Annotated in this window: 21 protein-coding genes; 12 read left to right on the forward strand and 9 right to left on the reverse strand. The window is 61.9% G+C overall.

Going from position 1 to position 19,881, the window contains the following annotated elements:
- The first annotated feature begins 94 nt into the window (after window positions 1-94).
- The 6 genes from mug (at window position 95) to U5G49_RS24660 (ending at window position 4,525) form a co-directional block, all read left to right on the forward strand.
- Window positions 95-637 (forward strand): G/U mismatch-specific DNA glycosylase, encoded by a 543-nt coding sequence (gene mug, locus U5G49_RS24635; protein ID WP_246288888.1) that lies wholly within the window; start codon window positions 95-97, stop codon window positions 635-637.
- Window positions 638-689: 52 nt separating this feature from the next.
- A complete protein-coding gene (locus U5G49_RS24640) occupies window positions 690-2,450 on the forward strand; it encodes an MOSC and FAD-binding oxidoreductase domain-containing protein (protein ID WP_193444109.1) in 1,761 nt (586 codons plus the stop codon).
- Window positions 2,451-2,535: 85 nt separating this feature from the next.
- Window positions 2,536-3,381 (forward strand): pirin family protein, encoded by an 846-nt coding sequence (locus U5G49_RS24645; RefSeq protein ID WP_193444169.1) that lies wholly within the window; start codon window positions 2,536-2,538, stop codon window positions 3,379-3,381.
- Between the two features lie 60 nt (window positions 3,382-3,441).
- Complete coding sequence (locus U5G49_RS24650; protein WP_003547964.1) at window positions 3,442-3,660, forward strand: hypothetical protein; 219 nt, start codon at window positions 3,442-3,444, stop codon at window positions 3,658-3,660.
- Window positions 3,661-3,854: 194 nt separating this feature from the next.
- Window positions 3,855-4,124: an antitoxin gene (locus tag U5G49_RS24655; protein WP_193444112.1), complete on the forward strand. Its 270-nt coding sequence runs from the start codon at window positions 3,855-3,857 to the stop codon at window positions 4,122-4,124.
- Window positions 4,121-4,525: a type II toxin-antitoxin system VapC family toxin gene (locus U5G49_RS24660; protein WP_193444114.1), complete on the forward strand. Its 405-nt coding sequence runs from the start codon at window positions 4,121-4,123 to the stop codon at window positions 4,523-4,525. The genes U5G49_RS24655 and U5G49_RS24660 overlap by 4 nt, the downstream gene beginning before the upstream one ends.
- Before the next feature lie 213 nt (window positions 4,526-4,738).
- Here U5G49_RS24660 and U5G49_RS24665 read toward each other — a convergent pair whose 3' ends face one another.
- The 3 genes from U5G49_RS24665 to U5G49_RS24675 form a co-directional block, all read right to left on the reverse strand.
- On the reverse strand, window positions 4,739-5,272 hold the full coding sequence (locus U5G49_RS24665; protein WP_193444116.1) for a GNAT family N-acetyltransferase: 534 nt from the start codon (window positions 5,270-5,272) through the stop codon (window positions 4,739-4,741).
- A 19-nt stretch (window positions 5,273-5,291) separates the two neighbouring features.
- Window positions 5,292-6,110 carry a bifunctional allantoicase/(S)-ureidoglycine aminohydrolase gene (locus U5G49_RS24670; RefSeq protein WP_028732586.1) on the reverse strand — a complete coding sequence of 273 codons (819 nt, stop codon included), beginning with the start codon at window positions 6,108-6,110 and terminating at the stop codon, window positions 5,292-5,294.
- Window positions 6,111-6,224: 114 nt separating this feature from the next.
- Window positions 6,225-6,878, reverse strand: a complete 654-nt coding sequence (locus U5G49_RS24675; RefSeq protein ID WP_193444118.1) for a glutathione S-transferase — start codon at window positions 6,876-6,878, stop codon at window positions 6,225-6,227.
- 122 nt (window positions 6,879-7,000) lie between these two features.
- On the opposite strand from U5G49_RS24675, the gene U5G49_RS24680 reads away from it, so the two are divergent.
- On the forward strand, window positions 7,001-8,215 hold the full coding sequence (locus tag U5G49_RS24680) for a polyhydroxyalkanoate depolymerase (RefSeq protein ID WP_193444121.1): 1,215 nt from the start codon (window positions 7,001-7,003) through the stop codon (window positions 8,213-8,215).
- Window positions 8,216-8,246: 31 nt separating this feature from the next.
- Here the strand turns inward: U5G49_RS24680 and U5G49_RS24685 are convergent, their stop codons facing one another.
- The 6 genes from U5G49_RS24685 to U5G49_RS24710 all read right to left on the reverse strand — a co-directional run bounded on the left by U5G49_RS24685 (window position 8,247) and on the right by U5G49_RS24710 (window position 15,345).
- Window positions 8,247-10,082: an ABC transporter ATP-binding protein gene (locus tag U5G49_RS24685; protein ID WP_193444123.1), complete on the reverse strand. Its 1,836-nt coding sequence runs from the start codon at window positions 10,080-10,082 to the stop codon at window positions 8,247-8,249.
- Between the two features lie 32 nt (window positions 10,083-10,114).
- Complete coding sequence (locus U5G49_RS24690) at window positions 10,115-11,311, reverse strand: aminotransferase class V-fold PLP-dependent enzyme (protein WP_028732590.1); 1,197 nt, start codon at window positions 11,309-11,311, stop codon at window positions 10,115-10,117.
- Window positions 11,312-11,379: 68 nt separating this feature from the next.
- Window positions 11,380-11,892: a RidA family protein gene (locus U5G49_RS24695; RefSeq protein WP_131605525.1), complete on the reverse strand. Its 513-nt coding sequence runs from the start codon at window positions 11,890-11,892 to the stop codon at window positions 11,380-11,382.
- Window positions 11,893-11,927: 35 nt separating this feature from the next.
- The gene (locus U5G49_RS24700) at window positions 11,928-12,797 is read right to left on the reverse strand and encodes an ABC transporter permease (protein ID WP_131605524.1); all 870 of its coding nucleotides are present in this window, start codon (window positions 12,795-12,797) and stop codon (window positions 11,928-11,930) included.
- Window positions 12,797-13,738, reverse strand: a complete 942-nt coding sequence (locus U5G49_RS24705; protein WP_193444125.1) for an ABC transporter permease — start codon at window positions 13,736-13,738, stop codon at window positions 12,797-12,799. Before U5G49_RS24705 ends, U5G49_RS24700 begins: the two co-directional genes overlap by 1 nt.
- Window positions 13,739-13,818: 80 nt before the next feature.
- Window positions 13,819-15,345 carry an ABC transporter substrate-binding protein gene (locus U5G49_RS24710; protein WP_193444127.1) on the reverse strand — a complete coding sequence of 509 codons (1,527 nt, stop codon included), beginning with the start codon at window positions 15,343-15,345 and terminating at the stop codon, window positions 13,819-13,821.
- A gap of 228 nt (window positions 15,346-15,573) precedes the next feature.
- Between U5G49_RS24710 and U5G49_RS24715 the strand changes: the two genes are divergently transcribed.
- The 5 genes from U5G49_RS24715 (at window position 15,574) to U5G49_RS24735 (ending at window position 19,863) form a co-directional block, all read left to right on the forward strand.
- The gene (locus U5G49_RS24715) at window positions 15,574-16,158 is read left to right on the forward strand and encodes a DUF1349 domain-containing protein (protein ID WP_193444129.1); all 585 of its coding nucleotides are present in this window, start codon (window positions 15,574-15,576) and stop codon (window positions 16,156-16,158) included.
- 225 nt (window positions 16,159-16,383) lie between these two features.
- On the forward strand, window positions 16,384-17,517 hold the full coding sequence (locus tag U5G49_RS24720; protein WP_193444130.1) for a transporter substrate-binding protein: 1,134 nt from the start codon (window positions 16,384-16,386) through the stop codon (window positions 17,515-17,517).
- Window positions 17,514-18,095, forward strand: a complete 582-nt coding sequence (locus U5G49_RS24725) for an ANTAR domain-containing response regulator (protein ID WP_193444131.1) — start codon at window positions 17,514-17,516, stop codon at window positions 18,093-18,095. The genes U5G49_RS24720 and U5G49_RS24725 overlap by 4 nt, the downstream gene beginning before the upstream one ends.
- Window positions 18,095-18,943 (forward strand): ABC transporter permease, encoded by an 849-nt coding sequence (locus U5G49_RS24730; protein WP_193444132.1) that lies wholly within the window; start codon window positions 18,095-18,097, stop codon window positions 18,941-18,943. The genes U5G49_RS24725 and U5G49_RS24730 overlap by 1 nt, the downstream gene beginning before the upstream one ends.
- Window positions 18,943-19,863: an ABC transporter permease gene (locus U5G49_RS24735; protein ID WP_018495195.1), complete on the forward strand. Its 921-nt coding sequence runs from the start codon at window positions 18,943-18,945 to the stop codon at window positions 19,861-19,863. Before U5G49_RS24730 ends, U5G49_RS24735 begins: the two co-directional genes overlap by 1 nt.
- Window positions 19,864-19,881 lie beyond the last annotated feature (18 nt).

The following is a 19,881-nucleotide window of genomic DNA, read 5'->3' on the forward strand; positions in this document are numbered from 1 at the left end:
TTGATGGTATTCAGGAAGCTCGTTTCGCTCGATGCACGGTTGGTATGTTTGACAGGCGTAATTCGAGCGATGTCCCATAATGCAAGATGATGCCATGTCCGCGGAACTCGACAGTTCAGACGCCTCCACGATGCCGAGCACCGGATTGTCGGAAATCCTCGCACCTGACCTTTCCGTGGTTTTCTGCGGATTGAATCCGGCTTTGTCCGCCGTTCGCGACGGGCATAATTTCTCGAACCCGAGCAACCGTTTTTGGCGCGTGTTGCATCTGGCTGGATTTACACCGCGTCTGCTGCAGGCGGATGAAGAGCGCGAGCTGCTGCAATATGGCTGTGGTCTGACATCGGCGGTTTCACGTCCGACGAAAAGCGCAAGCGAGCTCAAGAGGCGCGATTATCTGAGCGCCGCGCCTGTCCTGGAAAACAAGATACGAAAGTTTGCGCCGGCCAATTTGGCCTTTCTCGGAAAGGCGGCATACGCGGCGATCAGTCTTCGCGCCGATGTTGAATGGGGTCGTCAACCCGAGACATTTGCCGGCGCCGCCGTCTGGCTCTTGCCAAATCCGAGCGGCCTCAACAGAGCCTTCACCTTGACGACGTTGACCGAACACTATCTCGAGCTGAGATTGACGCTGTAACCGTCCTCCGTCGATCTCGAAATTGCGGTGAGCATCATTCGGGAGAAATGTCATGGTACACTTGCTTTCGGTCAATGTGGGCGTGCCGCGCGACGTCGCCTGGCAAGGCAAGATCGTCAACACGGCCATTTGGAAGACGCCGGTCGACGGCCCGCGTATGGTTCGGCGCCTGAACGTTGACGGCGATGGACAAGGCGACCTGGCTGGCCACGGCGGCGAACGCCGCGCAGTCTTTGTCTATCAAATCGATTCCTATCGGTACTGGCAGGAGCAATTGCGCCGAGACGACTTCGTCTACGGGCAGTTCGGCGAGAATTTCACCGTCGATGGCCTGCCCGACGCAGAGGTCTGCATTGGAGACCGTTTCCGGATCGGCGGCGCTTTGTTCGAAGTGACGCAACCACGCGTCACCTGCTACCGGCTCGGCATACGCATGGACGAGCCGGAGATGGCCGCGCTGGTGGTCAAACACGGTCGACCCGGTTTCTATTTCCGTGTGCTGGAGGAAGGGGAAGTGCAGGCCGGCAACGAGATCACGAAAGTGGCGTCCGGGCCTGAAGGCATGAGCGTTTTCGAGATCAACGCGCTGCTTTATATGCCGGGCCACCCCCGCGATCAATTGGAGCGCGCACTGCGCATCCCGGCGCTGAGCCCAGGCTGGCGTCGTTCTTTCCAGGCGCTGATCAGACAGGAGCGGAAGCAGGGCGCGCCGACAGGAAATGCCGGGCTGACCGCCGCGTCCGCCCCACCTCCGGCATGGCGCGGGTTCCGCCCGCTGCGTGTGTCGCGCAAGGTGCGCGAAAGCGGCAGCGTGGTTTCCCTCGTGCTCGAACCGGCGGATGGCCAACCTGTTGCCGCCGCACTCCCCGGGCAGTTCGTAGTGCTGCGGCTCGGAGGGACTTCTGCGCCAGCACTGATGCGCAGCTATTCGCTGTCGGGCGAGCCCAGCGCCACCCGCTACCGCGTCAGCATCAAGCGGGAGGCCCATGGCGCTGCCAGCGGCTACATCGACGACGAGCTGCAGGTTGGCGACATCGTGCAGGCAAGTGCCGCACGCGGCAGTTTCACATTGCGGCCAGGCGATAGGCCGGTTGTTCTGATGAGTGCCGGGATCGGAGTGACGCCGGTGCTGGCGATGCTTCATGTTTTGGCGGCCGAAGCATCGCCCCGGGAAGTCTGGTGGTTATATGGAACCCGCAATGGCCGCGAACATCCGTTTGCCGAGGAGGCGCGCGGGCTGCTGAAGGCGCTCGCTCACCATCACAGCCATATTTGCTACAGCTCTCCCGACCCCAAGGATCGGCCCGATGTAGATTTCGACGCTTGCGGCCGTCTGGATGCGCAAGCGCTCAAGTCGCTCAACCTGCCGCGCGATTGTGACGTCTATGTCTGCGGACCGTCGACCTTCATGAGCGATCTGACCGTCGGCCTTGCAGCCTTGGGCATCGCGCCTGATTGCATCCACACCGAGATGTTTGGCGCCGGTCCTGCGATGACCCCCGGCATAGCTGTTTCGCCCCCCCGGCCGCCACATTTGCCGGCCGGGCTCACAGGCTCGGGGCCGCTGGTGTCATTTGCCCGCACCGGTCTCAACGTGCGCTGGGAGCCGACATTCCAGAGCTTGCTCGAACTGGCCGAGGCCTGCGATGTGCCTGTGCGATGGTCGTGCCGAACCGGCGTCTGTCACACTTGCGAGACCGGACTTGTGGAGGGCAATGTCGGCTACCGGCCGGACCCCGTCGATGCTCCGGCGGATGGCAATGTGCTGATTTGCTGCGCAAAACCTGAGGGCGACATCGTGATTGATTTGTAGTGCCTGGACGAACGCGCCGATTGTGACTCGTGCTGACGACGCACGGCGCGGTAATGGCCCGGCGCTTGCAAGCATGGAGGATGCGATGCTGCTCAAGGGCGAACGAACATTCGTGGTGCGGAATATGGGAGGCTTCGTCGCGCACATCAACATGCCGGGGTGGTTGAAGCCCAAGCCGACCGATCACGGCCAAGGCCCTCTCGCCATGGTCGTTGAATCGATCCTCGATCCTGGCCGCCTGATCGCCATGCACGAGCACAGCAACGACGAGATTATTTCCTGGGTGCCCGAAGGCGTTATGCGTCACGACGACAAAGCCGCTGGCCGGCAGGTGATCGACCGTGACCATCTGATGGTGATGAATGCGGGAAAAAGCTTTTGGCATTCCGAAGAGACGCTGGCATCCGACCCGCCTCTGCGAATGCTGCAGATCCTCGTTCGCCCTTATGCGGTCGATCTGGAGCCGAAGATCCAGTACGGGCCGATGCCAGCTGCCGCTGCAAACGCCTGGCGTCACCTGGTCGGGCCGGAAGGTGAGGGCGCCCCCTTCTATGTCCGCAGCGCAATCGACGTCTTCGACATGCGGCTGGACGCGGGCGTACGGGTGGAATTCCCGCAGAAACAAGGCCGAGACCTCTATTTCTATATCTTTAGCGGATCCATTGTCGTCGATCAGCAGACCTTCGCCGAAGGCGAGCAGGGGCTGCATTTATCTGATGACAAGCTCGAACTAGAGGCGCAGAGTGCAAGCACGTTGGTCGCGTTTCTGCTCGACCCGAACGCATCTATCACCAGGCAGGGGACTGTCGGCGACCACAAGAAGATTCCGCCGGCAATCATCATTCGCGCGTTCCTGCGATGGAGGAAATTTCGCCATATGTGGCGTCGTCATCTTTCGCATCGCCTCTCGAAGACCGAAAAGGCGATATGAATGGAACAAGGATGCCCCGAACGGGTTTCGAACCTTAGCGTTCAATAGGAGGAGCATTTCATGCCTACGGTTGCCGCCACACCCATCACCCCACCAGACCAGCACGTGGTAACAGCGCGCGAAGCCATCGAGCCGCTTTATGAGAAGCTTGAGCTTCAAACGGAATCGCTGGTCCTGTCTGCGGCGCTGGAAGCGGGATGGTCTTCGGATGAGGCAACCGAGGCACTGGCGGCGCTTAGACTGCAGGATGCACTTTCGACCCTTGGACGAACGGCCTGACCGATAAAACTCCGGCAAAGATCGGGTTACGTGGTTAGCACAACACCTTCCGGGCCTCAGATAGCTTCTCTGAGATGTTATCCCATTTCACTCGATGATTTCTAATCTCAACCACGAACCGCCCCAAGCCAGATCCCACTTGAAATCTTCGCCGATGCCATGTATATGCATGTGTATATACATAGGAGTCCGACGTGGTCAATTCCCGACATCAAGAGCCTAATCCCCAGCGGGAGGCCAAGCTTTTCAGAAACAACAAGAGCCAGGCTGTACGAATCCCGGCTGACTTTGAGCTACCCGGTGACCGAGTGATGATCCACCGCGACGGCGATCGGCTCATTATAGAGCCTGTGCACCGGAAGAACCTCCTGGAAGTTCTGGCTGGTTTGGAGCCGCTTGGTCCTGAAGATCAGTTTCCCGATGTCGACGATACCCTGCTTCCTGTGAAGGCAATCGACCTGTGAGCAGGCTTTATATGCTGGACACCAATATCGTCTCGGAGCTTGCTCGAAACCCGATGGGCATAATCACCCGACGCATCGCCGAGGTTGGGCCCGATGCAATTTGCGTCAGCATTATCACGGCGTCGGAGTTGCGCTACGGGTGCGCCAAGAAGGGATCACCGAAACTTCTAGCACAGATCGAAGCCATCCTTGGCAGCGTACCGGTGCTTGCGCTGGATCTGCCCGCCAATGCTGAATACGGTGGCATCCGGGCTGAACTGGAGGCTGCTGGCAAGCCTATCGGTCCAAATGACTTATTCATCGCCGCCCACGCCTCTGCCCTCGGAGCAGTTCTGGTGACGGCGAACATGGGCGAGTTCATGCGTATCCGCGCTTTGCAGGTCGAAAACTGGTTGATTTGAAAGGGCGACAGGCCATTTTCTAATGTCGATTTGTCCTGCCGCATCCTTCTTTCTGGATCCGGCCTTGCAATCCGGACCAACGAAAAGGATCATTGGTCACGTACAACCCAGAACCAAGCAGAAGTTCCATAAGATATCTTACGCCACTTTTACAATTATAAGTTGCGTAAATATGAGCGCGATCCCCGCGGTTGATGTCGACGCGTGGGTTGGTCACATATCGTTTGATGATCGCAGTTCGTAGAGCACGTGACGGCGCAACGGATGCCCTTCGGCCAAATTGGGATGATCGAACTCACCGATCCGGCTCATCCCCAGCCGTCTCATCAAACCCCAGGAATTGCTGTTTGCGGGCACTGTGAAACTGACGATGCGGTCAAGCTTCAGCGCGTTGAACGCAAAGTCGAGAGACCGTTCCGCGGCCTCGCGCGCATACCCGGCGCCGTGGCGAGACGCTGAAAGCCGCCAACCGATTTCGACTGCCGGGGCGAACGGCAAAGCCGGCGAAACATTGTTGAGGCCGCAGAGGCCGATCAACGCGCCGCTTGCCTTCTCCTCCAGCGCCCAGAACCCCCAGCCATGATCCTCGAAGTGAAGGTCGATGCGGTCGAGCATCGCATCCGACTGTTCGTCGGTCAGAGGATTGAGATATCTGACGACGTCGGGTTCGGCATTGATCGCAGCGAAGGGTTTGCGATCATCCTGTCGCCAGGGCCTCAAAATCAGACGTTCGCTTTCGAGCTTCATCGTCCCTCTGCGATAGATCCTACCAGAGCGTCATGTGACGGTTGACGTCCTTATAGAGCAGATAGCGGAACCGGCCCGGGCCGCCCGCGTAACATGCCTGCGGGCAGAAAGAGCGCAGCCACATGAAGTCGCCGGCCTCGACCTCGACCCAATCCTGGTTCAGCCGATAAACCGCCTTGCCCTCCAGCACATAGAGACCATGCTCCATGACATGGGTTTCCATGAAGGGGATCACGGCGCCCGGCTCCAGAGTCACGATATTCACGTGCATGTCGTAGCGGACATCGGCCGGATCGATGAACCGGGTCGTCCCCCAGCGTCCATCGGTATCCGGCATCGCCGAGATGGCATGTTCGTCCTCATGCGTGACGATCGCCGGTGGTGGCTCCAGCCCCTCGACCTCCTGAAAGGCCTTTCGAATCCAGTGGAATTTTGCCGCCGTCGAGCCGCCGTTTTTCAGGCGCCAGAGCGAACCCGCCGGAAGATAGGCGAACGAACCGGCCCGGAGCGCATGGCTGACGCCTTCGAGTTCCACTGTCATCTCGCCTTCGACGACGAACAGAACCGCTTCGGCCCGCTTGTCGGGCTCCGGCCGGTCGCTTCCGCCGCCCGGCTGAACTTCCATCACATATTGCGAGAAGGTCTCGGAAAAACCGGAGAGCGGCCTGGAGAGAACCCATGCCCGTGTCCCCGTCCAATGCGGAAGGACGCTGGTGACGATGTCGGTCATGACGCTGCGCGGGATGACCGCATAGGCGGTGGTGAAAACGGCCTTGCTGGAAAGCAGTTCGGTTTGCGGCGGCAATCCGCCGAGTTTGGAATAATAATCTCTGTTCATCGGTCCAGGCTTCGCGGCATTTGGCACTGCATCTGCTTTATGCGCGGCTCACCTTCCAGGCAACTCTTAATTCGACCGTGAAAATCGATGCGGAGCCGCCTGGCAGCGTTTCCGTCAGAACTCGACTTCCAGCTCGACGATCTCGTCCGGCTCGACCAACGCCCCTTCGGTCCATTCGCCCATCAGCGGCCAAGACAGCACCGTCCCGACATAGGCTGCAAGCCGCGGCTCCAACTCCACCGCATAGGTGCGAAAGCGGGTGCAGACCGGCGCGTACATCGCATCGGCCACGGTCGGCGCGGTCCCGAACAGCCAAGGCCCGCCGTTTGCCTCGAGGCATTCGGTCCAGATCGCCTTGACGCGCTCGACATCGGGCCGCGCGCCCGAGAATATCTTGAAGCTTGCATGCCGCGCCTTGAGGTTCATCGGCAATGCCGAGCGCAGATTGTGGAAACCCGAATGCATCTCGCCCGAGACCGACCGGCAGCGGGCGCGCGCCGCGCGCTCGGCGGGCCAGAGCCCGGCAGTGGGCGCCACCTCGTGGAGATATTCCGCGATCGCCAGCGTGTCCCAGACCGTCACGTCGTCATGGGTCAGCCTCGGCACCAGAACCGACGGTGAAAGCAGAAGCAGTTCCTGGCGCGCCTCGTCATCCAGCTCCACAAGGACTTCGGCGAAGTCTAGCCCCGCCATCCGGCAAAGCAGCCAGCCGCGCAGAGACCATGAGGAGTAGTTCTTCGAGGAAATCGTCAGTGCCGCCTGCGACATCGGGCTCTATCCTTGTCGGACAATGTTGCTTCTTCCTCGATAATCTTCTCGCATGGCAGGACATATTCCACTAGCATTTTTTGCACCGCCGCATCGATGCGGCAGTGCGGGAGATTTCGGCCATGCTCTATCAGGCCTATCAGTTCCAGGATGATCTCATCGCGCCCCTGCGCGATCTGGCACGGCGCCTGCAGATCTTCTCCGCGACAGCGTTCTGGGAACCTGTCGGCAGTATGGGCCGGCACTTCACTGCTGCGCTGGAGATGATCTCACGCTTCGAGATCACCCACGAACGTCCAGACTTCGCCATCACCTCGGCGATGATCGGCAACCGCATGGCACCCGTCACCGTCGAGACCGTGCTCGACATGCCCTTCGGCACGCTGCTGCGCTTTGCAGCGGAAACAGACGCGCCGCGACCGCGGGTGCTGGTCGTCGCGCCGCTCTCCGGTCATTTCGCCACACTCCTGCGCGGCACCGTGCAGACCCTGCTGCGCGATCACGACGTCTATATCACCGACTGGGCCAATGCCCGCGACGTGCCGCTGTCGGCAGGGCGTTTCGGCATGGACGATTATGTGGACTATATCATCCGCTTCCTGGAGGAGATCGGTCCGGGTGCTCATATCCTCGCCGTCTGCCAACCCTGCGTGCAGGCGCTGGCCGCCGTTGCCGTGATGTCGGAAGAGCGGCATCCCGCCACCCCGCGCACCATGACGCTGATGGCCGGGCCGATCGACCCGCGCGAAAGCCCGACGAAGGTCAACGAACTCGCGGTGTCGAAGTCGCTCGCCTGGTTCGAGAATTCGTTGATCGCAGCTGTTCCCTGGCGCTATCGGGGCGCCGGACGGCGCGTCTATCCCGGCTTCCTCCAGCTCGTCGCCTTCATGTCGATGAACATGGAGCGCCACCAGGACGCTCATCGCAAGCTTTACGACCATCTGGCGAAGGGCGAGACCGCCGAGGCCGGCAAGATCAAGAATTTCTATGACGAATATTTCGCCGTGCTCGACCTCACCGAGGAATTCTACATCGAGACCATCGAACGCGTCTTCCAGAAAGCGGAACTCGCAACCGGCGACTTGACCCACCATGGCCGCAAGGTCGATCCGGGCCAGATCCGCAACACCGCGCTTTTGACCGTCGAGGGCGGGCGCGACGATATCTGCGCCCTCGGCCAGACCTCGGCCGCGCACGATCTCTGTCGGGGGCTGCGCCCGCATCTGAAGCGCCATCATCTTCAGGCCAATGTCGGACATTACGGCGTCTTCAACGGCCGCCGCTGGGAAGGCGAAATCTACCCCGTCGTGCGCAACATGATCCTGGCGATGGAATAGTGCCCGCCAAATCCGAAACGCGATGGCAAGTCTACCGATCGGCCATGACCAGATGGCCCGGCCCGACCTCGCGATAAGAAGTGCTCGCGGGCTGATAGTCGACTGATCGCATCGGGCTCTTGATCTCGTCGTTCGCCACCATCCGCTTTTCATGGCGGCGGTCTGGATCGGGCACGGGCACTGCCGCAATGAGTTTCTTCGTATAGGGATGCTGCGGATTTTCGAAAACCGCGGCCCGTGGGCCGATCTCGACGATCTCGCCGAGATACATCACCGCCACCCGGTGGCTGACGCGTTCGACCACCGCCATGTCGTGCGAGATGAACAGGAAGGCAAGGTTGAGGCTCTGCTGCAGATCCAGCATCAGGTTGATGACCTGCGCCTTGATCGAAACGTCGAGCGCCGAGACGCTTTCATCGGCGACGATGACCTTCGGCTGCAAGGCAAGCGCGCGGGCGATGCAGATGCGCTGGCGCTGGCCGCCGGAAAATTCATGCGGATAACGCGCGGCCATATCCGCCGATAGACCGACCTTCACCAGCAGGTCGGCGACGACGTCCTTTGCCTGTTTTGAATTGCCCATCCTGTGTTCGAGATAGGGTTCGGCGATCGCTGCGCCGACCGTCATGCGCGGATTGAGGCTGGCAAAGGGATCCTGGAAGATCATCTGCACGGATTTGCGCATCTCGCGCAGATCCTTTCTGTCGAGGCCGAGCACCTCCCTGCCCTCGACCAGAACGGAACCGGCCTGTGGCTCGATGAGGCGCATGATGGCGCGGCCGGTCGTCGATTTGCCACAGCCGGATTCGCCGACCAGCGACAGCGTCTCGCCGGCATGAAGATCGAAGGAGACGTTTTCGACCGCGTGCACGCGGCTGGTCAGCCGGCCGAAGAGACCGGAATGAATGTCGAAGCGCTTCGTAAGGTTCTTCACCTGCAGGACCGGCGTCGCAGCGACGGTATCGGCGGCCTCGGCGGGAATGTCGGATTCACCCGTTGCCGTATTCACCACCGGGAAGCGCAGCGGCCTTCGCCGGCCCTGCATCGAACCGAGCACAGGCACGGCTGATAGTAGCGCTCTCGTATAGGGATGTTTGCCACGGTGGAAGATATCGGCGGTGGCGCCGCTTTCCACCTGTTCGCCGCGATACATCACCACCGTCCTGTCGGCGATCTCGGCAACGACGCCCATGTCATGGGTGATGAAGAGAACGGAGGTCCCCTCCTCGTCCTGCAGCATCTTGATGAGATCGAGGATCTGGCCCTGGATGGTCACGTCGAGCGCCGTCGTCGGCTCGTCGGCAATCAATAGCTTCGGTCGGCTGGCGAGCGCCATGGCGATCATCACCCGCTGGCGCATGCCGCCGGAGAAACGATGCGGATATTCGCCGAAGCGCGAAGCGGCCGAGGGGATGCGGACCTTTTCCAGCAGCCTTATCGTCTCGGCTTTGGCATCGGCCCTGCTCATGTCGGAATGGCAGAGCAGTGCTTCGGAAATCTGCCCGCCGATGGTGAAGAGCGGATTGAGCGATGTCATCGGCTCCTGGAAGATCATCGCCACCTCGTTGCCGCGCACCTGCCGCATGGCATTTTCCGGCAATGCCAGCAGGTCGCGTCCGCCGAGCATGACGCGGCCCTCGACACGGCTTGTGTCCGCCTGCAGCAGCCGCATGATCGAGAGAGAGGTGACGCTCTTGCCCGAGCCGGATTCGCCGACGATCGCCACCGTCTCCGCTGGCGCCACCGTGAAGGAAACATCGCGCACGACCGGTTTCCAGACGCCGTCCACCAGGAAGGACGTCGTCAGCCTTTCGACGGAAAGAACGTCGGTCGTCGTCTGGATCGGTTGCATTTGGGCACTGGCCATGTCGGTTCCTTTTGCGACGGGTAAGCGGCGGATCAATCCGGCCAGCGCAGCGCACCGTCGAAGCGGTGCCTGCTGCGGTTCTCGATCGGCGTTGCGATGATCTCGTTGGAGGCGCGCGCCTTGTCGAGTTCCTGCGCCAGGCGCTCCGCGACGATCGTCTCCTCGCCCGGGTGCAGATTGCACGGGTCGAGGTAGAAATAGCGGTGCTCCACCTCGTGATCGCGCACGATGATCGGCGGGCTGCCCTTGGCAAGCGCATCCGCCAGATCCCAGGCGGTGATATGGGCTTGCTCGGGATCGACGATCAGGCGCAGCCGATCGAGCGGATTGTTGGTCGGGTCAGGCTCGATCAGCGCAGTGAGGCCAGGGCGGCCGTCGAGCGTGCGCTTCCACAGGTTGAGATAGCTGGTCTCGCGTTCCCGGATGCCGGCATGGTCGCGATTTTCCCAGGCTTCGAGTGCCGCCATGACACCGAAGATGCTCTCCTTGCCGACTTTCATGCCGCGACCGATGCCCATATTCTGCAGGAAGGCGTGGCGCACCAGCTCCTTGCTGCCGGCAACGATGCCCGAAGTCGGGCCGCCGAGGAATTTGTGGCCGGAGTAGAGTGCGATATCGGCCCCCTGCTCCAGGAAGATCCGCAGGTCATATTCCGAGGCCGCATCGACGATGACGGGCACGCCCTTGGCATGGGCGATCTCGACGAATTCCTTGAGGTTCAACAGGCCGTAGTCGACGACATGGTGGGAGACGACATAGACGGCAGCTGCCGTCTTGTCGGTGATGGCATTTTCCATGTGGAAGCGATGCGTCGAGGTCGCCTGCCCCACAAGCACGACCTTGCCGCCGGCAAGCCGGATCGCCTGGTCGACAGGAGCGCCGTAACTGACGACATGGCCCATCTGCACCAGCACTTCGTTCTTCTCCGGCACGACATCCGGCAGCCTCTCGATCGCCAGCAGATTGTTGCCGGTGATCGCGCCGGCGACGGCGAGCGAAATGCCGGCCGAGCAAGAGGCGGTGACGAAGCCCGCCTCGCCGCCGGTCAGCCGGGCGATGACGCCACTTGCCTTGCGCTGCAGATCGTTGATCTCGACGAAGTGAGGCAGGATCGATGCCATCGCCTCGATCGCTTCGGGAACGACGATCGATGCGCCGAGGCTGGTCATCGTGCCCGATACATTGATGACAGGGCGCAGGCCGAGCGACGGGCGGATATCAGTGGACATGGAGATCTCCAGGATTCTGGGTCGAAAAACGAAACATGGGGCGGTCGATCAAGTGTGTCGAGCTCCCATCAGCCGTGCAAGGCGACGATCGCCTCGATCTCGACGGTGATGTTGCCGGGCAGCGAGCCGAAGCCGACAGCCGAGCGAGCATGTTCGCCGGCCGGACCGAAGACTGCGATCAGCAGATCCGAGCAGCCGTTGATGACGCTCGGATGATCCTCGAACTCAGGCACGGCATTGACCATGCCGAGCAGTTTCACCACCCGCTTGACCCGGGTGAGATCGCCGAGCGCGTCATGCATGACTGCAAGCAGGTTGATGCCGGTCAGCCGCGCATGACCGTAGGCCTCCTCGACACTGACGCCGGCGCCGACCTTGCCGGCATGCATGAAGCCGTCGGCCTCGCGCGGTCCCTGGCCGGAGAGGTAGAGCATGTTGCCTTCGACTACGTGCGTCACGAAATTGGCGATCGGCGGCGGTGGCGGCGGAAGCGTAATGCCGAGGGCGGCAAGCCGTTCGTAAGGCGAGTTCTCGACCTTGCCGGCGGCGGTAGGAAACTGATTCACGCAAACTCCTGTCATGCGAATTTCGATTGGGCCGACGCTTGGTCGGCAGATTAAAGATCCTTGCGAAGTCTTGGATCGAGCATGTCCCTGAGGCCGTCGCCGACCATCTGCAGCGACAGCACGGAGAGAATAATGGCGACGCCGGGAAACAGCGTCATCCAGTCGGCCTGGCCGATATACTGGCGGCCGGCGGCGATCATCGTTCCCCAGGTCGGGATTTCGGGGCTGACGCCGAGGCCGAGGAAAGACAGGCCGGCTTCGGCAAGCATCGCGCTGGCGAAAAGGAAGGTGGCCTGCACCAGGATCGGCGACAGCAGATTGCGCAGCACATGCCGCGTCATGATATGGAAGGTGGAAATGCCGAGCGCCCTTGCCGCCTCGACATAGGGCAGTTCGCGAATGACCAGTGTCGACGCGCGGACGATGCGGGCAAGGCGCGGCGCATAGACGATCGACAGCGCGATGATGACAGTCGTCAGCGACGGGCCGAGGGCGGCGACGAGCGCGATCGCCAGCAGAATATCCGGAAACGCCATCATCGCGTCGATCAGCCGGGCGATCGGCGTATCGAGCTTCTGGAAGAAGCCGGCAAGCAGGCCAAGCGTCACGCCGATCACGGCCGACAGGGTCACGACCGCAACACCGACGAGCAGCGACAGGCGGCCGGCGAAGATCGTGCGCGAAAAGACGTCGCGGCCGAACTCGTCGGTGCCAAAGAAAAAGGTGCCGCCCGGCGGCTTCAGCCGGTTGACGATGGAAAGCTTCGACGGCGAATAGGGTGCGACAACAGGCGCGAAGACCGCCAGAAGCACGAAGATCGTCAGGATCAGCAGGCCGCAGGCGACCGTCTTGCGTTTGAGCAGGCGCTTAGCGAATTTGCTGCCCTCGCCCTCGACTGACTTGATTGCGATATCGGCCATCAGTAGCGCACCCTCGGATCGATCAACAGATAAAGCATGTCGATCGCAAAATTGATCAGCACGTAGAGCGCGGCGATGACGAGCAGCGCCCCTTGGATGACCGGATAGTCGCGGCGCAGAACCGCCGAGACGACGAGATTGCCGACGCCCGGCAGGCCGAAGACGGTTTCGGTGACGACGGCGCCCGAAATCAGCACCGCTGCCGTCAGGCCGATCACTGTCAGGATCGGGATCAGCGCATTCTTCAGCGCGTGCTTGAGGATCACCCGGCGCTCGATCAACCCCTTGGCGCGGGCCGTGCGGATATAGTCGTCGCCGAGCACATCGAGCATTGAAGCGCGGGTGAAACGCAGGATCAGCGCCGAGGAGACGATGCCGAGCGCAAAGGCGGGCAGCGTCAGGTGATACATCCGCTCGAAGAAGGTCGAGCCGGGACCGCCATAGCCTGAGACCGGAAAGAGATTGAGCCTGACCGCGAAGAACTGCATCAGGATGAGGCCGAGCCAGAAGCTCGGAATGCTGGCGGCAAACATCGCCAGCGTCGTTGCCGCCTGGTCGACGAAGGAGCCGCGCCGATAGGCGGCATAGATGCCGATCGGCAAGGCGATGATGCTGGCAATCGCAAGCGAGAACAGCGTCAGGAAGAAGGTCGGCTCGGCGCGGTCGAGCAAGGCCGAGGTGACAGGCATGTTGAGGAAGATCGACTGGCCGAGATCGCCCTTTAGCAGCTGAGCGATATAATAGACATATTGCAGGCCGAGCGACTGATCGAGGCCGAGCCGGGACCTGAGGTCGGCAATATCCTGCGGCGTTGCATCCGGCCCGAGCATGACGGCGGCCGGATCTCCCGGCGTCACGCGCACGATGATGAAGACGATCGTGACGACGAGAAACATCACGACGATCATGCCGAACAGGCGCTGGAGGATGTAGCGTATCATGAATGCCTGGCAAACCTTTGCAGATGCTGCAAAAAAGAAGACCGGTACCGGCCAGGGAAGGCCGGTACCGGCGGCGATGTTTACTTCTTGATCGAAGCATTCCAGAAATACGGCCACGGAGCCGGATCGACGCCTTCGAGCTTGGTCGATTCTGCCGAAACGGCGTTGAAGTCGCCGATCTTCATGAAGGGTGCGTCGGCATAGACGGCCTTCTGGACATCGGCCCAGAGCGCCACACGCTTCTTCGGATCGACTTCCGAAGTGAAGGCATCGACGGCGGCCTTGCGGGCCGGCGTATCCCACCAGCCCGGCGAGCTGGTCGAGAGCGAGCCGATGAGGGCCGGCTCCGGCAGGAACGGGCTATGGGTGATGTAGATATCCCAGAGCTTCGGATCGGTGCGGCGCTGCGTCAGCGTCGCCCAGTCCACAACCTGCATATCGACGGTGAAGCCGGCAAGCTTCAGATATTCGGCGGCGACCTGCGCCATCTTGTAATGGAACTCGTATTGGCGGCTGGTCAGAATCCGGATCGGTTCGCCGTTGTAACCGGCCTTCTTGGCGGCAGCGGCCGCCCCTTCCGGATCGGCGACGTTATAGGCGCCCTCGACGCCAGCATCCGTCGACCAGGCAAAGGTCTTCGGATAGATGGCGCCGTCGAGCGCGTAGAAATCCTTGCTGCCGAAAGCCGCGGCCAGCATGTCTTCCATGCTGAGCGCCTGGCGGATCGCCTTGCGGACTTCGACATTCTTGTTGATGCCATCGGCCGTGTTGAAGACGAAGACCGGATAACCGAAGGGCTTGAGGATGATCGGCTGCGAGGCGGTGGAGGCCTTCAGCTTGTCGTAGGATTCCACCGGGATCGAGTCGACATAATCATACTGGCCGGAAATAGCGGCCTCAACGCGGGTGTTCGGATCCGGCACCGGCACGAAGCGGATCTCATCGAGATATTGATGGCGGGCGCCGCCATAACCGTTGCTGTCGCCTTCGCGGGACTTATAGCCGTCGAAGCGGACGAGCTGGATATACTGGTCGGCCTTGCGCTCCTTCAGCATATAGGGACCGGTACCGACGAATTCCTTCATCGGCTCGTCCTGCTTTTCGGACGGGATGATGATCGCCGCCGAATTGTTGAAGGCAAGCAGCGAGGTCAGCGGCGCATAGGGCTGCTTCAGCGTGATCGTGACGGTCGCCGGATCGACCGCGGTGACCTTGTCGATGAAGCCGGCCACCTGCTTGCCGCGCGAGGCAATCTTCATCCAGCGGCCAAGCGAGGCGACGACATCTTCCGAGGTCATGTCGGTATTGTCGTGGAACTTGATGCCGGTCCTGAGCTTGATCGTATAGGTTTTGCCGTCGGCGCTGATCTCAGGCAGGCTTTCGGCCAGAAGCGGCGTGACGTTCCAGCTCTTGTCAAAGGTGTAGAGCGTTTCGAAAATGTGCTGCGTGACGATGCCGACGAGATCGGCCGTCGACGACATCGGATCGAGCGTCGGCGGCTCACCGATCGTCGCAACGTTGATGACGCCGCCCTTTTCCTGGGCAAGGAGCGTCGAAGGCAGGGCGACGAGCGCAGTGCCGAGAAGGAATGCGACCAATGTTTTCATGTGAGGGCTCCCGTTTAGTTCCACAATTATGTAATTCATCTTTTTGTAACAGAATAGGAGATGGATCGATCCTGTCAAGCACGAGCGACGGATTATGCCCTCACGAGTAGCGCGACTCCGAAGAAACACCATCTTCGGCTGCGGCTCGCCCTCTGCACGACAGCCGGGCATTATGCCAAGGTGAGGCGATCGCCCTGTGGCAAGGCTTTGACGGAACGGGAGAACAGGATGAACATCGATTTCAACGACGGCAAATGGTTGAACGAGCCGGCAGACTGGCTGGCGAACGAAGCCGGTCTCACCCTGACGACCGACGAGAAAACCGATTTCTGGCGCGAGACCCATTATGGCTTCACCCGCGACAGCGGCCATTTCCTCGCCTTTCCCACCGGCGACGGCTTCACCGCGCAGATCCGCGTCCAAGGCGAATTCCGCACGCTCTACGACCAGGCCGGACTGATGGTGCGCATCGACGAGACACGCTGGGTGAAAACAGGCGTCGAGTTCACCGACGGCGAAGCCTTCCTCAGCACCGTCGTCACCGACGGCAAGTCCGACTGGTCCGTGGCGCAGCCCTTCAAGGAATTGGAGGATTTTCGCATCCGCGTCACCCTCGCAAACGGCGCGCTGCGCATCCAGGCTTCGCGCGATGGGAGTTTCTGGCCGCTGCTGCGGCTCGCCCCCTTCCCGGCCGCCGATCACTACGAGGTCGGACCCACGGCCTGCACACCGGAGCGTAGCGGACTGACGGTGCGCTTTTCCGAATTCTCGATCGGGCCGGCGATCACCAGGGATCTGCATGATTTGAGCTAGAACAGCGTCCTTTTGTGGCTCTACCGAACGAACAAGATCAAATGACTGCGAGTGCAGCGCAGCACACTTGACAAAGATAAGCTGCCTGTATTTTACTCAAGCCTGTGGATTAGGCAGAAGGCCTGCCGCGTTGACATGACTCCGATAGTCTCTGGGCAGTTTCGCCCCATGACGCCTCATCGCTCGATGGGACCAGCGTCGTGGGGTTTTTGATGTGGTCACTTCATGAATGACGCGCTGAAAATCGGCATCCTCTTTTCGACCACCGGCCCCTACGGCTCGATGGGTCGCGACGCGCGCGACGGCGCCGATTTCGCGATGGCCGAATATGCCGGCGTCGAATGGGTGGCGATCGAACCCGTCTTCTTCGATCCGCATGCCGATCTTGCCGCCTATCTCGACGGTGCGCGCCATCTTCTGCGCGCCGGCTGCCGCCATATTGTCGGAACGATTACCTCGGCGGCACGCAAGGAAGTCATCCCGCTCGTCGAAAAACATGACGGCCTGCTCTGGTACATGTGCCCCTATGAAGGCTTCGAGGCCAACGAGAACGTCATCTATGTCGGCGGCTGCCCGAACCAGCATCTGCTGCCGCTTTTCGAGCACCTGATCCCGCGTTACGGCGCAAGGCCCTATCTCGTCGGCGCCAACTATGTCTGGGGCTGGGAGATGAACCGGCTCGCCCGCGAACTCATTACCAATGCCGGTGGCGAGGTGCTTGGCGAACGCTATCTTCCGCTCGAGGAAACCGCCGTCGAGCGCATCGTCGCCGAGATCGCCCAACGCCGCCCGAGCTTCATCCTCAACAATCTGATCGGCCCGTCGAGCTATGCCTTCCTGGAGGCAATCAAGGCTCTCGGTGATCGCGACCCGGCCTTCCGCGCGGAAAACTGCCCCGTGGTCAGCTGCGACCTGATGGAATGCGAACTCGACGATATCGCCGCCGGTGCGGCCGCCGGCCAGCTTTGCGCCGCTTCCTATTTCGACAGTATCGCGACCCCCGAGAATGTCGCCTTCAAGGCCCGCGTCACTGAGCGTCACGGCGCGGAGCGGCGTGTCTCCAGCGTCTTTGCCAGCGCCTATACGGCCGTCCGGCTCTGTGTCGACGCGATCGTCGCTGCCGGCGGCGACGAGCCCGACGCCGTCCGGCGTGAGCTCTACAATCGATCCTGGCCGACCCCGTTCGGCACGCTTTCGATCGACCGCGAGACCAATCATGCCGCCCTGCCCTTCCATCTCGGCCGGATCAACGCCGACAACGGCTTCGATGTCGTCGCCTCGCGGCCGCCGCTCGCTGCCGACCCCTATCTGACCGGCCGCAACCGCCCGGCCTTTCCACGGCTGAGGGTGGTGTCATGAGAGAGACACCCAATTTCACCGGCTGGCAGGCGATGGTCCTGCATCGCGAGGACGGCAACACCGAAAAGCTGATCCGCCAGCTTCGCCTGCTCGGCATTCATGCAACGCTGCAATGGGCGCCGCTTTCGGCCGCGGTACTGCCTGATCTCGTCATCGTCGATGCCGACCAGGGCTGGGACGATCTCCTGCCCTGGAACGGCGAAACGCCGGCCTGTCCCGTTGTCGCCTTGCTTGGCTCGGAAGCGCCCGGCCGTATCGCCTGGGCGCTCGGACAGGGTGCCGGCGCGATCATCGCCAAGCCGATCGCCACATCGGCCGTCTATCCGGCGCTCGTCATGGCAGTCTCCCTTCATCAGGAGCGCAAAGCGACGGCGGAGAAGCTGCAATATCTCGAAGAGCGCGTCCGGCTGCGGCCGCTCGTGCACGCCGCCGTCGAAAAGCTTCAGGCCGCACACGGCATCGACGAGGAGAGCGCTTACGCGATCCTGCGCAATTGCGCCATGCGCCGCCGCCTGCCGATGGAGCAGATATCAGCTTTCATCTTGGCGGGTGCCGAACCCCTGCCGGAGGCCGGCTGATGCATGTCTTGAAACAGATGATCCGCCAGCCGACGGCGCTCTTTGGCCTGATCGTCGTCACACTCGTCATCGCGCTCGCCATCGCAGCGCCGTGGATCGCGCCGTTCAGTCCCGACGAGCAGATGTTTGACGGCCTCTCGCTCGAAGGCGCGCCGCTGCCGCCGGGCGGTCCCTATCTTCTCGGCACCGACACGCTCGGCCGCGACCTCTTCTCGCGCCTGCTCTTTGGCGCCCGCACCTCGCTGATCATCGGCCTTGTCGCCAATGGCATCGCGGTGGCGATCGGCCTCTTCGTCGGCATCGTCGCCGGCTATCTCCGCGGACTGCCGGGCAACATCCTGATGCGCTTCACCGATCTGATGATGGCCTTTCCGGCGCTGCTGCTCGCCATCGTGCTCGCCGCATTGCTGAAGCCGAGCCTGTGGATCGTCGCCATGGTGATCGCGCTGGTCAACTGGGTGCAGGTCGCACGCATCGTCTATACCGAGACGCGCGGCCTGGTGGAGCGCGATTTCATCATGGCCGAACGCTCGCTCGGCGCCAGCCATATGCGCGTGCTCTTCATGCATATCCTGCCGCATCTCATGCCGACGGCAATCGTCTGGGGAACGCTCGGCATCGCCACCACCGTGCTGCTCGAGGCCACGCTCTCCTTCCTCGGCGTCGGCGTCCAGCCGCCGCAGCCCTCCTGGGGCAACATCATCTTCGAGAGCCAAAGCTATTTCCAGGCCGCCCCCTGGCTGGTCTTCATTCCGGGCGCGATCATCCTTCTGACGGCGCTTTCCTTCAATCTGGTGGGCGACGCGCTGCGCGACATTCTCGACCCGACCCAGCGCGGGAGGGGCTGATGGCGTCACTCATGCTGCGCCGGCTGGCGCAGGCGGCTCTCATCCTGCTCGGTGTCGCGGCAATCACCTTCGTGCTGCTCTACGCCCTTCCGGCAGACCCGGCCCGGATGATCGCCGGCCGAAGCGCCACCGCCCAGACGGTCGCCAACATCCGCCATGAGCTCGGCCTCGACCAGCCGCTGCTGGTCCAGTTCGGCACCTATCTCGGCAATCTGCTGCATGGCAATCTCGGCCGCTCCTATGCGCAGAAGACCGATGTCTGGACGCTGATCGCCGCCCGCCTGCCGGCGACGCTGACGCTGATGCTTGCCGGCATCTTCGTCGAGGTGGTGCTCGGCCTGACACTCGGCACCATCGCCGCCGTGCGCCGCGGCGGCTTCGTCGACCGGCTGGTGATGATGGCCTCCTTCGTCGGCACCTCGGCGCCGCAGTTCCTTGTTGCCCTGCTGCTGCTCTACCTGCTGGCGGCAACGCTCGGCTGGTTTCCGATGAGTGGCTACGGCAGCTTCTCGCATCTCGTCCTGCCGGCCGTAACACTCGGCATCTGCGGCGCCGGCTGGTACGCCCGCATGGTGCGCTCGTCGATGATCGACGTGCTGAACCAGGATTATGTCCGCACGGCGCGCGCCAAGGGTCTTTCCTCGAAGCGAGTCATCCTGCGGCATGCACTGCCCAATGCCGTGCTGCCGATCATCGCCATGATCGGCATCGATATCGGCCAGTTCATGGGCGGCGTGGTGGTCGTCGAGGCGGTCTACGGCTGGCCCGGCATCGGCCAGCTCGCCTGGCAGGCGATCCAGCAGGTCGACATCCCGATCATCATGGGCGTCACGCTGACCTCGGCGCTTGCCATCATCATCGGCAACCTGCTTGCCGACCTCATCGCGCCGGTCATCGATCCGCGCATCCGCACACGCTGACAGCAACCAAAGAAGGGG

Source organism: Rhizobium indigoferae, from assembly GCF_034554815.1.
Lineage (GTDB): Bacteria > Pseudomonadota > Alphaproteobacteria > Rhizobiales > Rhizobiaceae > Rhizobium > Rhizobium leguminosarum.